Raw genomic sequence first — 17,810 nt, forward strand, 5'->3', positions numbered from 1 at the left:
ACTAACTGTCCGTGCTGCTAGTAGATTTTTCTTCGGCGAAGGCCGCATCCAATGCTTGCTGTACCGCGTTAATACGGGTTTCGCAAACGCGATAAGCCGCAATAGACTCTTCAACCGTGGTCATCAGATTATCAATATCAGGCTCGTCTTGTTGCTGTAATTCGGCCGCATTGGTTTTTAAAATATCGTAAGCCGCCTTAAAGGTTTTTGGGGCGGCTTTTTTGCGTCTGCGAGTAGGGGTGGTCATAAAATTTCCTAATTGTTAAAGGTAAGTAGATAAGTAGTTGTTAGATATTATTATATGATTAAATGGGCATGTCTGAGGTTTCAGTCGCTTTCTTGTCGATATTGACATCGATAATCTGCGCTTTTGCATTGCCATCTTTTAAAATGATATTGACGGTTTGCTCAGGAGACAGTTGGGTGCTGGTCGTGAGCGTTTGGTTGTTTTTGGCATCCGTGAGCATGGCATAGCCTTGTTTGAGCACGCGAGACGGGCGATGTAATAGCACAATATCACGTAGATGTTCGCTATCACGCTGTGATTGTATGACTTGCTGCTGCACGTTTTGCATAATCGATTCTTGATGAGTTTTGCTATTGGTCGCGGCTTTCGTCAGTTGTTGACGTGCCGAGGTTTGCGTTTGTGTATATCGCTCAGCCGTCAGTCTAGCGGCTTGCTTTACTTGACGCTGTGCGCTTTGTTGAATGCTGCGCCACGCATAATCATTGTCTTTTCGCAGAGCGGTGAGTTGCCCAATAGTTTGCGACTGTATTTGGCTCAACTGGCGTGTGCTTTGTTGTTCCGCCGTATTGAGTTGGCGCTGAGCGGCTTGTTTGATTTGCGCTTGATATTGTAGCGTCTGAGTGACGAGCTGGGCTAAATGACTATGGATAGCGGCAATCACTTTTGAGGGCGTATCAAAGCTGGTGTGCGCCACTTCATCTAAGATGACTTTGTCACGCTCATGACCGATACCCACCCAGACAGGCACAGGCTGCTCAGCCACCAACGCTGCCAGCTCATAATCATTAAGATAAGCCAAATCACCAACCGCACCGCCGCCGCGAATAATCACCAATAAATCAGGCAAACGCTGATAAATTTCATAAAACTGCTGCTGAGCACTAACGATGGCTTGGCGTATCTCAGCGGGTGCATGATTGCCTTGAAAAGTCGCATTATGGTAGTGGAAATGACAAGCACCTGTACTGGCTAAGCGATCCGCATCTGCTTGAAAGTCACCCAATCCAGCCGCCTTTTCAGGCGCGATGACCAGCACATGCTCGATATCAAAAGGGGTAGGCAGCTGCTGATTGAGGTGTAATAGCCCTTCGCCTGTTAAGCGATCAACCATTTCTGCATACTGCCGTGCCAAGTCGCCTAGGGTATAGCTGGGATCGATATCCTCAATCGTGATTGAAAAACCGTACTGGGGATGGAATCCTGCCGATACTTTAAGGAGTACGGTCAAGTCACGCTCAAGCGGCATACCCGTTGCGCGCTCAAACTTGGCTAATACACGAGCCGCTTTAAAGCGCCAAAGGTTGCCGCGGCAGCTGGCGACCACTTTGCCATCATCGTCTTTTTCTGCCAATTCAAAATAATAGTGACCACCCTTGCTCGACAGATTACGGATTTCAGCTTTGACCCATACCCGGTGGTCAAAGGTCTGTTTGATGACCATTTCAACCGCGGATAAGTAATCACTCAGGCGTAGGACCGTATCCTCTAAATGGTCTTCTTGCTCAGCGAGCTCGGCCTCTAGAGTGGCCAAATCTTTGGCAGGTGCGAGTACTTTGGCCTGTTTGATATTTGAAAGGTTAGGTTTGCGCATGATATAAGACCAAAGATAATGAAAATATAAAGACTGATGAAGATATGCTGAATACGATAGCGGATAGTTTAACCCAAAAGGGCGCGCACAAAAAGCAAAGCCAACAAGCTTTGATTGATATATCATCCATATCGCGGCTTGTTGGCTATTCCATCAATCACAGTATGTCAGGTGATGCTAGAGAAACGCAAATGGCGTCGCTCATTTAGAGAGTTGCTGATAGAGAGTTACTGGCAACGAAAATTGATCTTGTATTCATAATCATCATTGCGTGACAAATCTGGCGTGCCCGTGCCAAAGATTGAGCCGACCACGGAACCCACTTGCCCAACCATACGGCCAGTACGTTCATTTAAGATACCATTATATTTGACATTGTCATCAACAATAATGACTTGTTTGCTTCGACAGGTTTTTTGCGCACTATCAATTGCATTTTGCTGCGCTTTGACTTTGGTATCAGCGATTCCTGTGGTTTCATAAATAGAGTTGGCACGTTGAATCACTGGTGATGATGGCGTGCTTTGACAAGCGCTTAAAACGAGCGCACTGGCCAATATTGCACCTAAACTGGCAGTTTTGTTAAAGGTATTCATAAATAATTCCTAATGTATATAAACAGAACGTCTTAGCGATAGGCAAAGCTTCATGAATGTAGCGCATCTAGATATTACCTGTCTAGACGCTTATTGTGTGCGGTATTACAGCAGTATTACCTATCCAATTTATGACAAAAAAAGCGTGCTTAAATAAATCATATACTCAGCTGCTGGGCATCAACTTTGGCCTAACATAAAACAAGTCGCACCCGTACACAGCAAATCACTTGAAATAAAAATCATATCTAGGATAATTGAGCCATTCATTTTTATTAATAAGTAATACTATGCAATTGATTCCTGCTCCTGCTGGTGTGCTCGAGGTCGACGCACTATGGCAAAATGACAATCCTAACGACCCAAATACAGATACCGTTGCGCTGCTGTGTCATCCCAATCCGTTGTTCGATGGGACAATGAACAATAAAGTGGTCACGACTATGTACCGCTTTGCCCGTGACAATGGTATGCATGTGGTGCGCTTTAATTTTCGCGGTGTTGGCCAATCGACAGGCGAGCATGATTATGCGGAAGGTGAAGTGGTCGATGCAATGACCGTGCTACAATGGATTGCTGAACAAACCAATGCCCGAAAGCTATGGCTGGGCGGTTTTTCTTTTGGTGGTTATGTCACTGCCCGCGTGGCTGAGCAAGTACTTGAAGCCGCGCATATATGGGGATTGGGTGATTTTGACGTGTCAAAAATCGCGCTTATCGCACCCTCAGTTGAAAAAAATGACAGTACTGATATCAATTTACCCGCTGATAAAACCTTTGAGATTTATGGCAATGCGGATGAAGTAATCGCGCCTGAAAATATGCAGGCATTTGCAGATCGTTTAGGAATTGCAGTAAGCGTTGTCGATGGTGCTGGTCACTTTTTTCACGGTCGATTATCAGAGCTCAAAAAGTTATTAGAAACGCATAGTAATACGTAGTTTTAACCTTAACCGCTAATTTATGTTTTAGGGTAGCACTTAGCCACTCCAATATTTTGATATTTATTTAATCCAACGATGAGTCGTATTATGAGTTTATCTCCATTGCAACGTTACGAGAAAGCCGTCAGTACCGATGAGTTTACTCGGGATGAGCAGCAATTTCAGGCCATGAGCTATCTTGATGAGATCTACCATCAGCTCATCAATAGCGCACCGCAAAAGAAAGGGTTCTTTGGGTTTTTAAAATCTAAGCCTGCCGCGCCAACTGGATTATATATGTGGGGCGGTGTCGGTCGCGGCAAGACGTGGATGATGGATATGTTTTATGATTCATTGACCATTGAGCGCAAAATGCGTCTGCATTTCCATCATTTTATGCAGCGTGTTCATCAGGAGTTGAATAAGCTTCAAGGCGAAAGTGATCCACTCGAAAAAGTCGCCGATATTATTTATAAAGAAGCGGTCGTTATCTGTTTTGATGAGTTTTTTGTGTCTAACGTCTCTGATGCGATGATTTTGGGTGATTTGTTTACGATGCTGTTTAATCGCGGTATCACTTTGGTGGCTACCTCAAACATCGAGCCTTCTGGTTTATACAAAGATGGTTTGCACCGCGACCGTTTTCTACCCGCCATTGCAGAGGTTGAGAGCCATACGACTGTGATGAATATCGACTCCGGTGTTGATTATCGTCTGCGCGTGCTTCAGCAAGCAGAGTTGTACGAATCACCAATGACCAAAGCCAACCATCACTGGCTCGCCAACCGCTTTGCCAGCTTGTCTAATAATCAAAAAATCAGCAATGACCCGATTATTATCAATGGCCGCGAGATCCCAATCAACGCGCGTACCGAAGATATCTTGTTTTGCGATTTTCGACATCTGTGCATGGCACCGCGCTCGGCATCTGATTTTATTGAACTTGCAAAACAATTCAGCACGGTATTAGTTGATTCAGTACCCGCTTTAGATGATGATTTGCGTGATCCAACGCGCCGTTTTATTTATCTGGTCGATGAGTTTTATGATCGCCGTGTAAAACTGTTGGTACGCGCAGAGCAATCGATTTTGGACTTGTATCAAGGGGAAAAGCTAGCGTTTGAGATTGAGCGTACCCGCTCACGCTTGCTTGAGATGCAATCAGAAGATTATCTACGCATGGATCACCGCGTCGAAGATGCTGCGTAGTGGATGTTTTTTAAAACAGCATTGCTACAGCTTAAATATTTTTTCGCATTCGGTGCTTAGTATTTTCAATGACAAGTATCAGATTTAAAAGTAGTTCGTAAAAAGAAATAAATAATAATAAGTAAGGACAGGCAATGACGACAACAGATGAAAATAACCAAGCGCCACAGGACAATAAACTGCCCGTTAAAAATGTAGCCACAAATGATGTCTCAGCTAGCAGTGAAGAGCTGATTGGTTGGATTAATTCAAGACGCAGCATGGGCAATTTGGATACACCAGCGCCAACACGGGATCAAATCGAGTCTGCTATTGGGTGTGCAGCGACAGCGCCCGATCACAAAAAACTGCGTCCATGGCGCTTTATTGTGACCCAAGGAGAGGCACGTCACGAGTTAGGTAATGCTTTGGTAGCCGCAGCAAAAGAAAAAGCGCTCAAAGATGGCGAAGAGCTGTCTGAGAAAACCATCAAAAAAACCCATACCATGCCGCTCCGAGCACCTGTTATCATAACGGTCGTGACGCAAATGCAAGAGCATAAAAAAGTGCCACCTTTTGAGCAAATGCTCAGTGCAGGTGCTGCTGTGCAAAATTTGATACTGGCACTCAAAGCTCAGGGATTTAGTACAGTTTGGCGTACTGGGTTGTTATGTAATGAGCCTGCGGTAAAAGCTTATTTTGATGTGGGTCCAGATGATTATGTGACCGCTTTTGTTTATACTGGCACTAGTCCAAAAGATGAATCCAAACGCAAACCTATTGATATCGAGCCGTTAGTACGCTTCGAGTCGTAATTTGACTCAGTGCTGTCTCTTGGTAAAATTATTACCTCAAAAAGACCGCGAGCCCGAGTATCGGAGATATCTGGGAACAGTAGCTCCTATGAGAATAAGTCAGTCAACATGGATAAAAGAACATGACAAGTCCTAACGATAGCAATAAAAATAACAACAGCGCTAACAATGAGGCGGGCAACAATACGTCTGAAAAACAAAATGGTATGTTGGCAAGTATCTTAGAGCGTGCAAGTAAGTCAGGCATCGGTCGTAAAAAATCAACGCGCAGTCCAGTTGAGTCAGCAGTCGCAAAAGACATGGCAGATATTCACAGCAACCCTACCAAGCTGCGTTTGGCGTTTTTAGGTGGTGGTAGCTTTGGTACGGCAATGGCAAACTTGGCTGCGCGTAATGGCTGCGATGCTACGCTGTGGGTACGTAATAAACGTACGGTAAAAGCGATGGCAAAAACTCAAACCAATAAAAAATATCTGCCTGGCTACAAGCTTGATGACCGTTTGAAATACAGTCATGATTTGGCGGCTACCGTCAAAGACAAAGATATTATCTTTATCGCCGTGCCGGGATTGGCTTTTCGCGAAACGGTAAAAAACATTGCGCCTTTGATCAGTGGGCAGTCTATCGTATCGTTGACCAAAGGAATGGAGAAAGATACCTTTGCCATGATGAGCGACATTATTAAAGAAGTGTTGCCTGAAGTGAATTTCGGTGTTATGTCAGGGCCAAACCTTGCCATAGAAATCATGAAAAACATGCCGTCTGCCACGGTGATTGCAAGTGAGTCTGAGCCATTGCGTCATGCGGTACAAGCAGCTTTGCACAGTGCTTTTTTTAGGGTGTTTGCAAGTGACGATGTACGCGGTGTCGAGCTTGGCGGCGCGCTCAAAAACATCTATGCCATCGCCATGGGTATGGCAGCTGCTTATGAAGTGGGTGAAAATACCAAAGCAATGATCCTTACTCGTGCCTTGGCAGAAATGAGTCGTTTCGGTGTTGAAGAGGGGGCCAATCCGCTAACCTTTTTAGGTTTGTCAGGAGTGGGGGATTTATATGCCACTTGTAGCTCAGAGTTAAGCCGCAACTATCGTATTGGTAATATGCTCGGTCGCGGCATGAGTATTGATGCTGCCGTCAAAAAACTGGGTCAAACTGCTGAAGGGGTCAATACGATTCAGCAAGTCCACGAAAAAGCCACTAAAGCGGGCATCTATATGCCTATCACCCATGCGCTCTATGCGGTCATTTATGAAGATAAAGCAGCATTAGGCGTGGCACTACATTTGATGGAAGCGGGATTCCGTAGTGATGTTGAGTTTGTGATGGCGCATGATCATAGCAATGCTGCGCTTACCGCTCATATGAAAAACTCAAGTAACAGCGCTAAAGACAATACCAAAGACGACGCCAAAAGTAAAAATAGCGATGCTGATAAGTAAGATATTTTATTAAAAGGTACTATTGAGAGACAGTACTAACTCCGCGCACCAAGGAAGGTTATGAAAATTATATTAGTACGTCATGGTCAAGCCGAAGATGAGACGCGTCCGGATAGTGCGCGTCAGCTGACTGACTTTGGTCAACAGCAAGCGGCACAGACGGCAGAGTATGTGACCACACACTATCATCCAGATTGTTTTATCGTCAGTCCTTATGATAGGGCGCAGCAGACGCTGGCTGCATTCCAGTCACGAATGCCCAACGTACTTTCAACAGTACAAGATAATATCACGCCCTCTGATGATGCCCGTGAGGCTTTAATTGATATTGCGAATATTGATGCAGAATGTCTGGTCGTTGTTTGTCATATGTCAATCGTTGCTTATATCGCAGGCTTGTTGACTGGTGATTATCCTGAGTCATTCTCTTTGGCAGAAGCCAGAGTGTTTGAAATGGAGTTTGTTATGACTGGGATGGCCACTGAAGTGGATCGTTTTGTACCTGACCAACCATACTAGGCTGACTTAGCCATTTCTTAGATAGGGTGAATTCAGAGTGAGGCAATCATGCCAATTAAGCGACTGGCTCAGCAGATAAAATGACTCAATCCTTTCTAAATAGTAGCACTGCTTCATCACAGTACTTTTATAACCGCAGCAATAATCGAGGACACGTTTAGTGTTACATGTTTGGTTACGAGCGCAGCATAGTCCGCTAGCTGTCTGGCGCGAAGATGTACATCAATGGCAGACGGTTGATGGTTGGCAACAGTTACAAACTATCTATGGTCATCATAAATCGAATGGCCAAAAGGCAATTTGTTTATATTTCCCCTCAAGTCATGTATTGCAAGTAGAAACAGCGCTTAATAATGCTCAGCTCAAGCAGCTGGGTAATAGTGGTAAGCAGTATTTGTTTGAAGAAACCTCCCTAACGCCAGTTGAGCAATTGGTTATTCGTCAGTTGAGCCATACTGATACGACGCAGCTGTACGCATTGGCACAAAGCGATATTGAGGCATGGCAGCAAAGTGCTCAACTCGTGGGTATGAATATAGTGGCACTACTGCCAGATTTCCTATTACTGCTGCCGCCAGAAGAAGGTGCAGGTCAGCAAGTGACATTATATCAAGACGAGCAGACTCTGCTATTGCGCCAATCATTGCGCCAAGGTATGGCTGTCAGCTATTTGCCGTTGATCTTTGAGCGCTTTCCGCATTTAAGCGAAGTGATGTTGCTGACTTCTATTGAAGCCAATAGCCTTGCTACCAGTGATTCAGCCACTAATGAAATGGATAGTATGGGTATCAATGATATCCCAGCAACATCAGCGACTACCAGTTCTATGGCGCAAACTAAAGCGCTGATCGCTGATCACCAGCTGTTATTAACGAGCTTGCCCACGACACCAGCGCCCATTGACAACCCAGAACGTCATGCGCTGAACTTCTTTATCAAATCAACCGACTCACAGTTATCACCGTATTTACGGGTAGCAATGATGGTTGCGTTATCGGCCTTAGTGCTACAGATGGCAACCGATGGGGTGCAGTGGTACCAGTATAATGAGGCAACAGCTGCCACCAAGACTGAAATAGCAGCGCAATATCAATCTTGGTTCACTGATGAGCCCCTCAGCACTCGAACCAAGCTCCAAGTACAATTACAGCCAAAACTGCTTAGCGACAGCCAGGCACCTGCATCACACATGGCAGCGCTGTCAAAGATATCACCCTTAATCAAACAATCTTCACTGCGTGCGCAGACGCTAGTGATGCAGCCATCTGCACTCAGTTTTACGCTCATTGCACCTGATCGTGGCAGTTTGGATCAATTCACGAGCACGCTAATAGCGCAAGGTTTGAATGCCAAGCTTGCGCAAGTGAGTAGTAATGATCAAGGTCAATTTAGTGCTCAGGTCACTGTGGATGTGGTGGAAAACAGCGATACGGCGAACACTCCGGCAGCATCATAATTCATCAGTGTATTGGTAAGAAAAGGTCAAAACATGAAACAATTACAGCGCCGTACCAAACGCAGTGCAGCTGTCTCTGCAACCAATACTAAGGCGCACGCATTCTCTGAGCGTATGAGCAGTTACCAAAATATGCTATCAACGCGCTGGCAAGCATTACCACCACGCGATCAGCTAGCGTTAGCTATATTATCCGTATTTTTGTTGGTGTTTATCGGCGGTTATGGTGGTTATAGCATTCATCAAGCGGCAAAAGAGAGCGAAAATGATTATCAGGAACAAGTGGCTGATTATTTTTGGTTGCGGGCGCAAGCAGGTAATATCGATAGTAATGCATTAAGTGCTGGCAATAACGCTAATGGAGAGGCTGACATGCCGCCTGCCAATCGAATTAGTGCGCTGCTAAATACCACAGGAATTACAGATGCTCAGGTCGTTGCGGCTGGTGATTCGGTGCAGTTAAGCTTTATCCACCCCAGTCAAGCTGTCGTAAGTACCGCTCTTGGCAAGTTAGAGCAGCAAGGTTGGCAGTTCACGCAGTTATCCATGCAGCAAGACCTAACGAATAAATCTATCCAAGTGCAAGCCACTGTCACTTTATAACTCGATACTGTTTAGTGGCAGGTATGGTCTTAATAGTAGAATATGAGTAACAGAACATGATATGTTCCAATCCAATTTATTAGTAACTCGTTTTTCAAATGGCATTTTGAGTTAGATGTCATTGAAAAGCCTTTTATCTGTCACCATTAAATGTTTATTAGCCACTGCTAACGATAGATATTTAGCGTAAAGCACTTTCTTCATAACGATACTGATGAGCATAGTTTTCAGCAGACAAGATTACTGACCAGCAAGGACAACGCAAACCAATGAGTGACAGTATGAGCAACGATAAGCGCCGTTCTTTAACCATTTACAATCACATCACTTATTTCTTATATGTGATTAGCTATTTTACCGCTGGTCTGCTGTGGATCGTGCCGATTGTGATGAATTATGCCAAGCGTCACGATGCTGATGGTACATGGTTATCCACGCATTTTGATTGGCAAATCAAAACGTTTTGGTACAGTATCGTTTGGTTTATTATTGGTATTGTCATCACAGTTTTTGCTTTAGGTGGTTTTGGTGTGAGTATGCTAGCTGATAGTGGCAATATTGCTATTGGTTCGACGTTACTGGCTGGCTTTGGTCTGTTGATTGTGACATTCACCTTTATCTGGCATTTATATCGAATTATACGTGGTTGGATTGCACTCACTGACGGTCGCCCAGTACCTTGATATAATATACTAGTTGTCTTTCGCTGTTGATTCAGCTGAGCTTAAAAGACAGTGAATTATTATGGCTATTTAATAAATGCTTATATGCGCTGACGGCGGGTTAAATGTGGAAATTTACCGTGTGAAACTTTGCGCTTGTTTCTGTTAAGCTGATATAATCGCTCCGCCTGATTTCATTCATATTCTTTATCCACTATTTCTTTCGAGCAGGGTTTGCCATCACTATGTCTTATGCCTTACTTCGTCCTTTTTTGTTTAATATGGATCCCGAACACGCCCATGAGATGACGCTATCTTTATTGGATAAAGCACATAAAGCGCGTGTTTTAGGTTTGGCGTATGGTCAGTCGATGCAGCCTACTGACTGTATGGGATTACAGTTCTCTAATCCAGTGGGTCTTGCTGCAGGCTTGGACAAAAACGGTGACTACATTGACGCGCTAGCTGAGCTGGGTTTTGGTTTTATAGAAGTAGGTACGGTCACGCCAAGACCGCAAGCGGGTAACGATAGGCCAAGACTGTTTAGAATCAAGCAAGCAGACGCCATCATCAACCGTATGGGTTTTAATAATGAAGGCGTTGATTATCTGATTGACAATGTCAAACGCTGCAAATACAAAGGCAATATCGGTATCAACATTGGTAAAAATGCCGACACGCCGGTAGAGCAAGCCGCAGACGATTATGTGTATTGCTTAGAGCGTGTCTATCCGCATGCCTCATATATTACGGTCAATATCTCATCGCCAAACACCAAAAACTTACGTGACTTGCAAAGTGGTGAGGCTCTGACCCAGCTGATGGATACGATTAAAAACCGTCACAGTCAGCTGGCGACTGAATATGGGTTTTATGTGCCATTGGTGCTCAAGGTTGCGCCTGATCTAGAGCCACTGCAAGTTGGCTATATCTCACAGCAATTATTAGACTTTGAAATTGACGGTTTGATTGCAACCAATACGACGTTGAGCCGTGTGGGTGTCGAAGACCTACGTGATGGTGATCAAATGGGCGGCTTGTCAGGTCGTCCGGTGAGCCACATTAGTACCCAGATTTTACAACAGTTCTCTGATCAGCTAGATGGTAAAGTTGCTTTGATAGGTGTGGGTGGTATCGATAGTGGTGCCAAAGCCGTCAAAAAAATCGAAGCAGGTGCAGACATGGTACAGCTCTATACAGGTCTTATATATAGAGGACCTGGGCTAGTACAGTCTTGTATTCAAGCAATCGGTGGCTATTATGATGCCATGGAAAGCTAGTCAAGTGAATAAGATGGTGAGGCGCAAAATATGAGCGGTCTAGATATTGTGATTGCTATTGTTGTCTTGATTGGATTGTGGCGTGGGTTTCAAGTTGGCCTGATCAAAACTGCGGTTGGCTTAGTAGGCTGGTTTATCGCTCTTATCGCTGCGACTCGGCTCGCAGGATCGGTATCGCCTCAGTTGTCTGGTGTTGTCCAAAGTCCCGTACTACAAATGGCCCTGGCCTTTTTGCTGGTGGTGATTGTGATATTGGCAGTTATGCACTTGGTGGCTTTTGTATTCTCAGGTGTGCTCAAGACACTGCGTCTGGGCGTAGTCGATAAAATGGCGGGCGGGGTGCTTGGTGCTGCCAAAAATGTACTCATGGTATTGGTTGTGTTAAGTGTGACTGCGCCACTACTAGTACAAATGCCGCAATGGCAAACCTCAGTCCTTGCCCCTGAGCTGCTACCTTATGCACCTATGGGGAAAGCATTGGTATCAGATGTGTTGGGCATGGCTTGGGATCAAGTCAATCAGTCGTAATTTTCTATTGTTCTAATTCTTTTTATACTTCTAAACGTTTACATGTGTCACTGATCATCGAAAACAGATGATCAAAAATTATCATGAAGTTTCTTGCAAAATCATCAGGTTAGCGGTGGACGACAGTGCGTGATTTTAGCCACATACTGTCAGCAGTTTTGCCGTTATTGTCGTACTAATGTATGAGTTAAATAGGATATAGCTATATGTGTGGAGTCATTGGAGTTGCAGCTCATGAGCCAGTCAATCAGATACTTTATGACGGTTTAACGATGCTACAGCATCGCGGGCAAGATGCAGCAGGTATTGTTACTTTGCAAGATGGTCGACTTTACCTACGTAAAGAAAACGGTATGGTACGTGACGTATTTATGAATCGTCACATGATGAAGCTGGTCGGTAAGTTTGGTATCGGTCACGTTCGTTACCCAACTGCTGGTACTTCTAGTAGCGCTGAAGCCCAGCCATTTTATGTTAACTCACCTTATGGTATCACGCTTGCGCATAATGGCAACTTGACCAATGCTGAGAGTTTGGCAAAGTCTTTGTATATCGAAGATCGTCGCCACCTCAATACCGATTCAGATTCTGAAGTGCTGCTGAACGTACTCGCACATGAGATGCAAAATCTAGGTAAGACGCATCCAACAGCCGATGACATCTTTGAAGCGGTAAAAGCCGTTTATAGACGCTGTGAAGGGGCTTATGGCGTTGTGGCCTTGATTACTGGTCATGGATTACTAGCGTTCCGCGATCCAAACGGTATTCGTCCGCTTATCTTTGGTAAGCGCATGGCAGAAAACGGCGGCACCGAATATATGGTCGCCTCTGAATCAGTCGCATTGACAGGTTCTGGCTTCACTATCGTTCGTGATGTAAAACCAGGCGAAGCTATTTTTATTGATTTGAACCATAAGCTACATACGTATCAATGCGTAGCGCCAAAAGAATATACGCCTTGTATCTTTGAATATGTGTACTTTGCCCGTCCAGATTCTATTATGGATAATATCTCAGTTTATAAATCACGCCTACGTATGGGTGAAAAATTGGCTGACAAAATCCTTGCAGAGTGGGGCGAAGATCATGACATTGACGTGGTCATCCCGATTCCAGATACTTCACGTACCTCAGCGATGGAGCTGGCGCTAAAAATGAACGTCAAGTACCGTGAAGGGTTTATGAAAAACCGCTATATCGGTCGTACGTTTATCATGCCAGGTCAACAGCAGCGCAAAAAGTCCGTTCGTCAAAAGCTAAGCGCGGTGCCGTTAGAGTTTAAAGGCAAAAACGTACTATTGGTTGATGATTCAATCGTTCGTGGTACGACGTGTCATGAGATCATTCAAATGGCGCGTGATGCAGGTGCTAATAAAGTGTTTTTTGCGAGTGCCGCGCCACCAGTCAAGTTTCCAAACGTATACGGCATTGACATGCCAGTGCGTACCGAGCTGATTGCCTCAGGCAATAGTGTTGAGGAAGTACGTGAGATCATTGGTGCTGACCGTCTGATCTTCCAAGACCTAGATGATTTGATCGATGCCGTCAAAGATACCAAGCACAGCAGAGTCGAAGGGTTTGATTGTGCTGTATTTAATGGCTGCTACATTACTGGCCAGATCAATGAAGCGTATCTTGACCATCTGCAAGAGCAGCGTAATGATACGGCCAAGACTGGTAAAAAAGGCGTGCAGATAGTGGCTGATACCCCAGTCGATATGATGGGTGTTGAAGAGCTTTAAGCCAGATAGCAATAAATATATTGCTTGAAAATAAAAAGCTGGATTCTATTAAGAGTCCAGCTTTTTTTTTCCAAAAATACCAGTAAAATCAATACTGAATGTTGGTATAAGGTTAGCTGCTGTTAAGTCAAAAAGTTGGTAAATATCCAGACAAAACCATTGATCGCGGCAATACCAACGACCATGCTAACCAAGAGCTGGCGGCTAATATGGTAAATAAAGAGTACCAGTACAAGTGCGCAAACCTGTGCCATTAACAGATGTAGCTCAGGATCACTCAAGGCAATATCCACTGGCAAGTTCTGATATGACAGACTGGTTAAGATAAGTAGCACCATCACTGACAACGGTAAGCTCTCATTCAGTCGATGTAGCCAAGGCGTATCTAAAACTTTTCTAGGGATTAATGCTGGTAACGCACGAGTGATGAACGTCACTGCCGCCATCGCAAGCGTCGCAAAAATAAGATAACTACTGGTCATAAGATTCTCCTATTTCATGACGCTGCATCCAAAATCCACGTACCAAAATCATCAACATACAGATAGTGATAGCCACCAACAATAACCAATCGCTAGTGAATAAAGACGCGACAATCAAGCCAATGACAGCGATGCCAATGGGGAAATAACGTTTAATACTTTGAAATTGCTCATAAGCCAAAATTGCAAACAGACAAACCAAGGCAAAATCCAAATGTGGAATTAAGTCACTAAGCGTACTTCCAATTATCACGCCGATGGCACTCGCGAGCACCCACCAGCTTTGGTTAAATAAGCTAATAGGGAGTATGAGTGCTTGTCGTGCCTCGTTTGGCAAACTGGTCATGACTGAAAAGGTCTCGTCAGTCAGGGCAAATAAGCAATACGTTTTTGCCAGTTTATGTTTTGGTAGATATTGCAATAGTGGTATACCATAAAACACGTGGCGTAAATTAATGGCGGCGATATTGGTCGCGATATTACCGATCGGCAGACCAGCGCTTAGCATTGGCAAACAAGCATATTGAGCCGCTCCAGCATAGAGCACAATGCTGAGCATAACCGTTGCCCATACAGGAATACCAGCAACTTGTGCAAGTACACCAAAGGCAATACCAGCAGGCAGATATCCCATGGCAACGGGCAAGCTTTTTTTGAAGCCCTCAGTCCAATCGTGAGTGCGTTCTTTTTGATGACTGAGTTCGTTTGAATGAGTGGTCACATGGCATCCTAAATTTTCTTACACTGTTTTTATAAACGGATTGTTTTACACTTAAAAATAAACACTGTATTGCGTCAAAACGGTATGTGATGGCTGTACAATAAAAAGTGTTTAAGCCTCTGGCTGTAGCTTCTCATAACTACCTGATTGATGAGCACGGTACAAAAATCCGCCTAAGATAATTAGCCTCAATAGCAGTAAGCACCATACACTCAGCCAAATACCGGTCATATCCCATTGCTGATAAAGCAGCCAGCTCAACGGAAAGAAAATAGCAGCTAGTATCAGTGCAGCATTACGAATCACATTGCCTGCTGTCAAACCAAAAAATATACCATCTAACCAGTAGGCTCCAACACCCACGAGGGGTAACAATACGGCATATAGGTGGTACTTATAGGCGAGGGCAAACACCGATTCAATATTGGTCATAAAATCTAGATAACTTGGCATTGCAAGCCACCAGATAGCGCTCAGCAGGATTGCTAGGCTATAACTGACAATGCCCGTGCGTTTTATGATCATCAAAAAACGTGGCCAGTCACGCCGACCAGCAGCTTGCCCACTTAACGTCTCAGCAGAGACAGCAACGCCATCAAGTGCAAAAGCTGAGATGCTCAATACCTGTAGTAAAATGGCATTGGCGGCCAATATCACATCGCCACTTTGAGCCGATAGCCGAGTAATCCAAGCAAAACTGAGCGTTAAGATAAGAGTACGGACAAAAATATCTTTATTTAAAGAAAATAGCCTAAGCATTTTATTTTTTGTAAAATGCTGCTTATCTGCTCTGAGTAAAGCTGTCCATGATACCTTTAAGTGATGGCGGCTTAGTGATAACGCTAGTAACACACCTAACCAAAACGCAATGGTCGTACCCAATGCCACACCAACCAAGCCCATATTCATAATGAACACAAAAAATAAAGTCAGCACGATATTGATCAGAGCAATAAATCCCTGCTGATACAGCATATATCGTGTCTTGCCTTGCCCTGCAAACCAACCTATAAAGGCAAAGTTCATCAGCTCAGCGATCACTCCCCAAAATCGCACATCCAAATAGATTTTTGCAGCGCGACCACTTTCAGGATTGGCTGATAACACTTGTAACCCAACATCGATCAGCCACGGTTTGGCCAGTAGCAAAACTGCGCCGATTAAGAAGGCTAATAACAACGCGCGCTGTAAAATAGACAGTAACGGTGACGCTGTTGTCGCAGTGCGCCCATTGTTATCAGTATGATTGGCCAGTTGTCCTAAAGCTTGCGCGGATAAACCAGAGGAGGCGTATTGTAAAAAGTTAAAGCTAACGAGCAACAAGGACAACAGCTGTATTGCCAAACCCATGCCAGCCAGTTTGGCCGTCTCATTCATATTACCGACAATCGCTGTGTCGATCACACTTTGCAATGGCATGGCGAGATTGGCCAATAGGACAGGTAGGGCAATGGCAATGATACGCTTATAGCTGGTATCGATAGGCGGCATGACGTTGGATGCTGAGGTATTGGCTGGCATTGGTGGCTCGTTTATACTGAGGCGATAAAGAGGGCAATATATTATTTGGTTTTGGCAAAGCAGCAGTGCAACGCATTTGATAAGTGAGGCAAAATTGCTATAAAGACAAAAGCACCTAGACTCATTATTCATAAGTCAGGTGCTCTTGTCGAAACATTATTACTATTTCATCAGCGATAATACAAAGGCTAACCGTACGCTACATAAGTGTACTATGTCCTCTAATATACCTTACTAGACGTTGTCTTGCTCAAACATTTTTGGATCATTGAAGGTGACAATCTCTTCTTCAAACTCTGGCTTCACTTTTACGATAAAATCATCGCGTGATAGACCCATGCGTAATGGAATCGAGCTTGCAATATAGGTCGATGAGTAAGTACCTGCAAGTAGACCAATAAATAGCGCGACTGAGAACCAGTATAGCCCTTCACCGCCTAGGAACAACATGGCCAATACGACCAATAGGACTGTTGAGATGGTCATGATGGTACGGCGTAGGGTTTCGGTCAAAGACAAGTCAATCGTCTGCTCTGGGGTAATACCACGGACACGGCGGAAGTTTTCGCGGATACGGTCATAAACCACAATCGTATCGTTCAATGAATAACCAATCAACGCTAATACAGCAGCTAATACCGTTAAGTCAAAAGGGAAGCCAAATAGCGCAAATACACCAATGGTCACCACTGCATCATGAAATAGTGACAGCACAGCACCAAGCGACAATTTGAACTGGAATCGTAGCGCTACATAGCCCAGCATACAAACCAATGCCAACACCAATGCCATAACGGAGTTTAGATAAACCTCATTACCCACTTGGCTACCAATGATATTGACGTTACTGATAGTAGCGGTATTGTTAGGCAATGCTAATGCTTGAGTTAGGTCAGTATTCAGCCCATCCACATTATCAGACTGGGGCGGTAGTCGTACCAGTAGCTCTTCACGTGTACCGAGATATTGAACGACAGCATCATCAAAACCATTGTCTGCCAGTGCTTGTACAACAGCAACTTGCTCAACAGGCTGCTCATAACGCACGTCTGCTGAGACACCGCCCGTAAAATCAAGACCCAAGTTCAGACCGTTGACGGCAATAGCAATGATACTACCGATCACCATAAATAAAGATAGCAGCGCCATTGGCTTTTCTATCTTCATAAAGGGAATGATGCGCTGATTACCAACGGCTTTGATACCGCCCTCAGCCATGGCTGCGGCATCATCAGCCGCGTCACTTGCTGCTAGGTTAGGATCAACAGCAGTAGAGAGGGCTTGATTGTCTGTACCAGCTTGGCCTTTACCACCACGGCGGCCACTACTTTTGCCAGATTTGGTGGTAGTTGGGTTATTGGTTTTGGTATTGCTACCTTTGCCATCACGGCGTGGTTTTTTGCGGCGGCGGGTACTTGCAGTAGTCGCATCACCGTTCGAGCCATTTCGATCAGGATTATTCTGCTGTTCTAAAGGGTTATTATTTTCGATCGCCAT

18 protein-coding genes are annotated in these 17,810 nt (G+C 44.6%); 11 read left to right on the forward strand and 7 right to left on the reverse strand.

The features are described from left to right. Position 1: 1 nt before the first annotated feature. From xseB to CUR83_RS05835, 3 genes are all read right to left on the reverse strand, one after another. Positions 2-247 carry an exodeoxyribonuclease VII small subunit gene (gene xseB / locus CUR83_RS05825; protein WP_071001376.1) on the reverse strand — a complete coding sequence of 82 codons (246 nt, stop codon included), beginning with the start codon at positions 245-247 and terminating at the stop codon, positions 2-4. A gap of 58 nt (positions 248-305) precedes the next feature. Beyond that, on the reverse strand, positions 306-1,838 hold the full coding sequence (gene xseA, locus CUR83_RS05830) for an exodeoxyribonuclease VII large subunit (RefSeq protein ID WP_071003576.1): 1,533 nt from the start codon (positions 1,836-1,838) through the stop codon (positions 306-308). 227 nt (positions 1,839-2,065) lie between these two features. Further along, positions 2,066-2,434: a hypothetical protein gene (locus CUR83_RS05835; RefSeq protein WP_071001377.1), complete on the reverse strand. Its 369-nt coding sequence runs from the start codon at positions 2,432-2,434 to the stop codon at positions 2,066-2,068. A gap of 290 nt (positions 2,435-2,724) precedes the next feature. Here CUR83_RS05835 and CUR83_RS05840 point away from each other — a divergent pair, with 290 nt between their 5' ends. The 11 genes from CUR83_RS05840 to purF all read left to right on the forward strand — a co-directional run bounded on the left by CUR83_RS05840 (position 2,725) and on the right by purF (position 13,589). Next, positions 2,725-3,375: an alpha/beta hydrolase gene (locus CUR83_RS05840; protein WP_071001378.1), complete on the forward strand. Its 651-nt coding sequence runs from the start codon at positions 2,725-2,727 to the stop codon at positions 3,373-3,375. A 90-nt stretch (positions 3,376-3,465) separates the two neighbouring features. Further along, positions 3,466-4,566 (forward strand): cell division protein ZapE, encoded by a 1,101-nt coding sequence (zapE, locus tag CUR83_RS05845; RefSeq protein WP_071001379.1) that lies wholly within the window; start codon positions 3,466-3,468, stop codon positions 4,564-4,566. A 134-nt stretch (positions 4,567-4,700) separates the two neighbouring features. Beyond that, complete coding sequence (locus CUR83_RS05850) at positions 4,701-5,360, forward strand: nitroreductase family protein (RefSeq protein ID WP_071001380.1); 660 nt, start codon at positions 4,701-4,703, stop codon at positions 5,358-5,360. A gap of 122 nt (positions 5,361-5,482) precedes the next feature. Next, entirely contained in the window at positions 5,483-6,799 is a 1,317-nt protein-coding gene (locus CUR83_RS05855; RefSeq protein WP_071001381.1) for an NAD(P)H-dependent glycerol-3-phosphate dehydrogenase, read from the forward strand. A gap of 60 nt (positions 6,800-6,859) precedes the next feature. Further along, on the forward strand, positions 6,860-7,318 hold the full coding sequence (locus tag CUR83_RS05860) for a SixA phosphatase family protein (RefSeq protein WP_058024979.1): 459 nt from the start codon (positions 6,860-6,862) through the stop codon (positions 7,316-7,318). Between the two features lie 160 nt (positions 7,319-7,478). Further along, a complete protein-coding gene (gspL, locus tag CUR83_RS05865; RefSeq protein ID WP_071001382.1) occupies positions 7,479-8,774 on the forward strand; it encodes a type II secretion system protein GspL in 1,296 nt (431 codons plus the stop codon). A gap of 33 nt (positions 8,775-8,807) precedes the next feature. Further along, positions 8,808-9,377: a type II secretion system protein GspM gene (gspM, locus tag CUR83_RS05870; protein ID WP_071001383.1), complete on the forward strand. Its 570-nt coding sequence runs from the start codon at positions 8,808-8,810 to the stop codon at positions 9,375-9,377. A 281-nt stretch (positions 9,378-9,658) separates the two neighbouring features. Next, the gene (locus tag CUR83_RS05875; RefSeq protein ID WP_093070974.1) at positions 9,659-10,060 is read left to right on the forward strand and encodes a DUF4870 family protein; all 402 of its coding nucleotides are present in this window, start codon (positions 9,659-9,661) and stop codon (positions 10,058-10,060) included. 224 nt (positions 10,061-10,284) lie between these two features. Further along, positions 10,285-11,319: a quinone-dependent dihydroorotate dehydrogenase gene (locus CUR83_RS05880; RefSeq protein ID WP_284719283.1), complete on the forward strand. Its 1,035-nt coding sequence runs from the start codon at positions 10,285-10,287 to the stop codon at positions 11,317-11,319. Positions 11,320-11,349: 30 nt separating this feature from the next. Beyond that, positions 11,350-11,847: a CvpA family protein gene (locus tag CUR83_RS05885; RefSeq protein WP_284719284.1), complete on the forward strand. Its 498-nt coding sequence runs from the start codon at positions 11,350-11,352 to the stop codon at positions 11,845-11,847. A gap of 206 nt (positions 11,848-12,053) precedes the next feature. After that, positions 12,054-13,589 (forward strand): amidophosphoribosyltransferase, encoded by a 1,536-nt coding sequence (gene purF, locus CUR83_RS05890; RefSeq protein WP_093070936.1) that lies wholly within the window; start codon positions 12,054-12,056, stop codon positions 13,587-13,589. A 122-nt stretch (positions 13,590-13,711) separates the two neighbouring features. Here the strand turns inward: purF and CUR83_RS05895 are convergent, their stop codons facing one another. The 4 genes from CUR83_RS05895 to secF form a co-directional block, all read right to left on the reverse strand. After that, positions 13,712-14,071, reverse strand: coding sequence for an AzlD domain-containing protein (locus CUR83_RS05895; RefSeq protein ID WP_093070939.1), 360 nt, complete (start codon positions 14,069-14,071; stop codon positions 13,712-13,714). Further along, positions 14,061-14,792, reverse strand: a complete 732-nt coding sequence (locus CUR83_RS05900) for an AzlC family ABC transporter permease (protein ID WP_093070941.1) — start codon at positions 14,790-14,792, stop codon at positions 14,061-14,063. Before CUR83_RS05900 ends, CUR83_RS05895 begins: the two co-directional genes overlap by 11 nt. 111 nt (positions 14,793-14,903) lie before the next feature. Further along, positions 14,904-16,313 (reverse strand): MATE family efflux transporter, encoded by a 1,410-nt coding sequence (locus CUR83_RS05905; protein WP_093070944.1) that lies wholly within the window; start codon positions 16,311-16,313, stop codon positions 14,904-14,906. A gap of 234 nt (positions 16,314-16,547) precedes the next feature. After that, positions 16,548-17,810 (reverse strand): protein translocase subunit SecF, encoded by a 1,263-nt coding sequence (gene secF, locus CUR83_RS05910; RefSeq protein WP_071001388.1) that lies wholly within the window; start codon positions 17,808-17,810, stop codon positions 16,548-16,550.

The sequence above is a fragment of the Psychrobacter pocilloporae genome (genome assembly GCF_029872915.1).
Lineage (GTDB): Bacteria > Pseudomonadota > Gammaproteobacteria > Pseudomonadales > Moraxellaceae > Psychrobacter > Psychrobacter pacificensis.

Coding starts and splice junctions, on each gene's coding strand:
- purF (WP_093070936.1), top strand. CDS start 12,054: ATGTGTGGAGTCATTGGAGTTGCAGCTCATGAGCCAGTCAATCAGATA.
- CUR83_RS05880 (WP_284719283.1), top strand. CDS start 10,285: ATGTCTTATGCCTTACTTCGTCCTTTTTTGTTTAATATGGATCCCGAA.
- xseB (WP_071001376.1), bottom strand. CDS start 247: ATGACCACCCCTACTCGCAGACGCAAAAAAGCCGCCCCAAAAACCTTT.
- CUR83_RS05835 (WP_071001377.1), bottom strand. CDS start 2,434: ATGAATACCTTTAACAAAACTGCCAGTTTAGGTGCAATATTGGCCAGT.
- CUR83_RS05850 (WP_071001380.1), top strand. CDS start 4,701: ATGACGACAACAGATGAAAATAACCAAGCGCCACAGGACAATAAACTG.
- CUR83_RS05905 (WP_093070944.1), bottom strand. CDS start 16,313: ATGCCAGCCAATACCTCAGCATCCAACGTCATGCCGCCTATCGATACC.
- CUR83_RS05875 (WP_093070974.1), top strand. CDS start 9,659: ATGAGCAACGATAAGCGCCGTTCTTTAACCATTTACAATCACATCACT.
- CUR83_RS05840 (WP_071001378.1), top strand. CDS start 2,725: ATGCAATTGATTCCTGCTCCTGCTGGTGTGCTCGAGGTCGACGCACTA.
- xseA (WP_071003576.1), bottom strand. CDS start 1,838: ATGCGCAAACCTAACCTTTCAAATATCAAACAGGCCAAAGTACTCGCA.
- CUR83_RS05895 (WP_093070939.1), bottom strand. CDS start 14,071: ATGACCAGTAGTTATCTTATTTTTGCGACGCTTGCGATGGCGGCAGTG.
- CUR83_RS05855 (WP_071001381.1), top strand. CDS start 5,483: ATGACAAGTCCTAACGATAGCAATAAAAATAACAACAGCGCTAACAAT.
- CUR83_RS05885 (WP_284719284.1), top strand. CDS start 11,350: ATGAGCGGTCTAGATATTGTGATTGCTATTGTTGTCTTGATTGGATTG.
- gspM (WP_071001383.1), top strand. CDS start 8,808: ATGAAACAATTACAGCGCCGTACCAAACGCAGTGCAGCTGTCTCTGCA.
- secF (WP_071001388.1), bottom strand. CDS start 17,810: ATGGCGATCGAAAATAATAACCCTTTAGAACAGCAGAATAATCCTGAT.
- zapE (WP_071001379.1), top strand. CDS start 3,466: ATGAGTTTATCTCCATTGCAACGTTACGAGAAAGCCGTCAGTACCGAT.
- CUR83_RS05860 (WP_058024979.1), top strand. CDS start 6,860: ATGAAAATTATATTAGTACGTCATGGTCAAGCCGAAGATGAGACGCGT.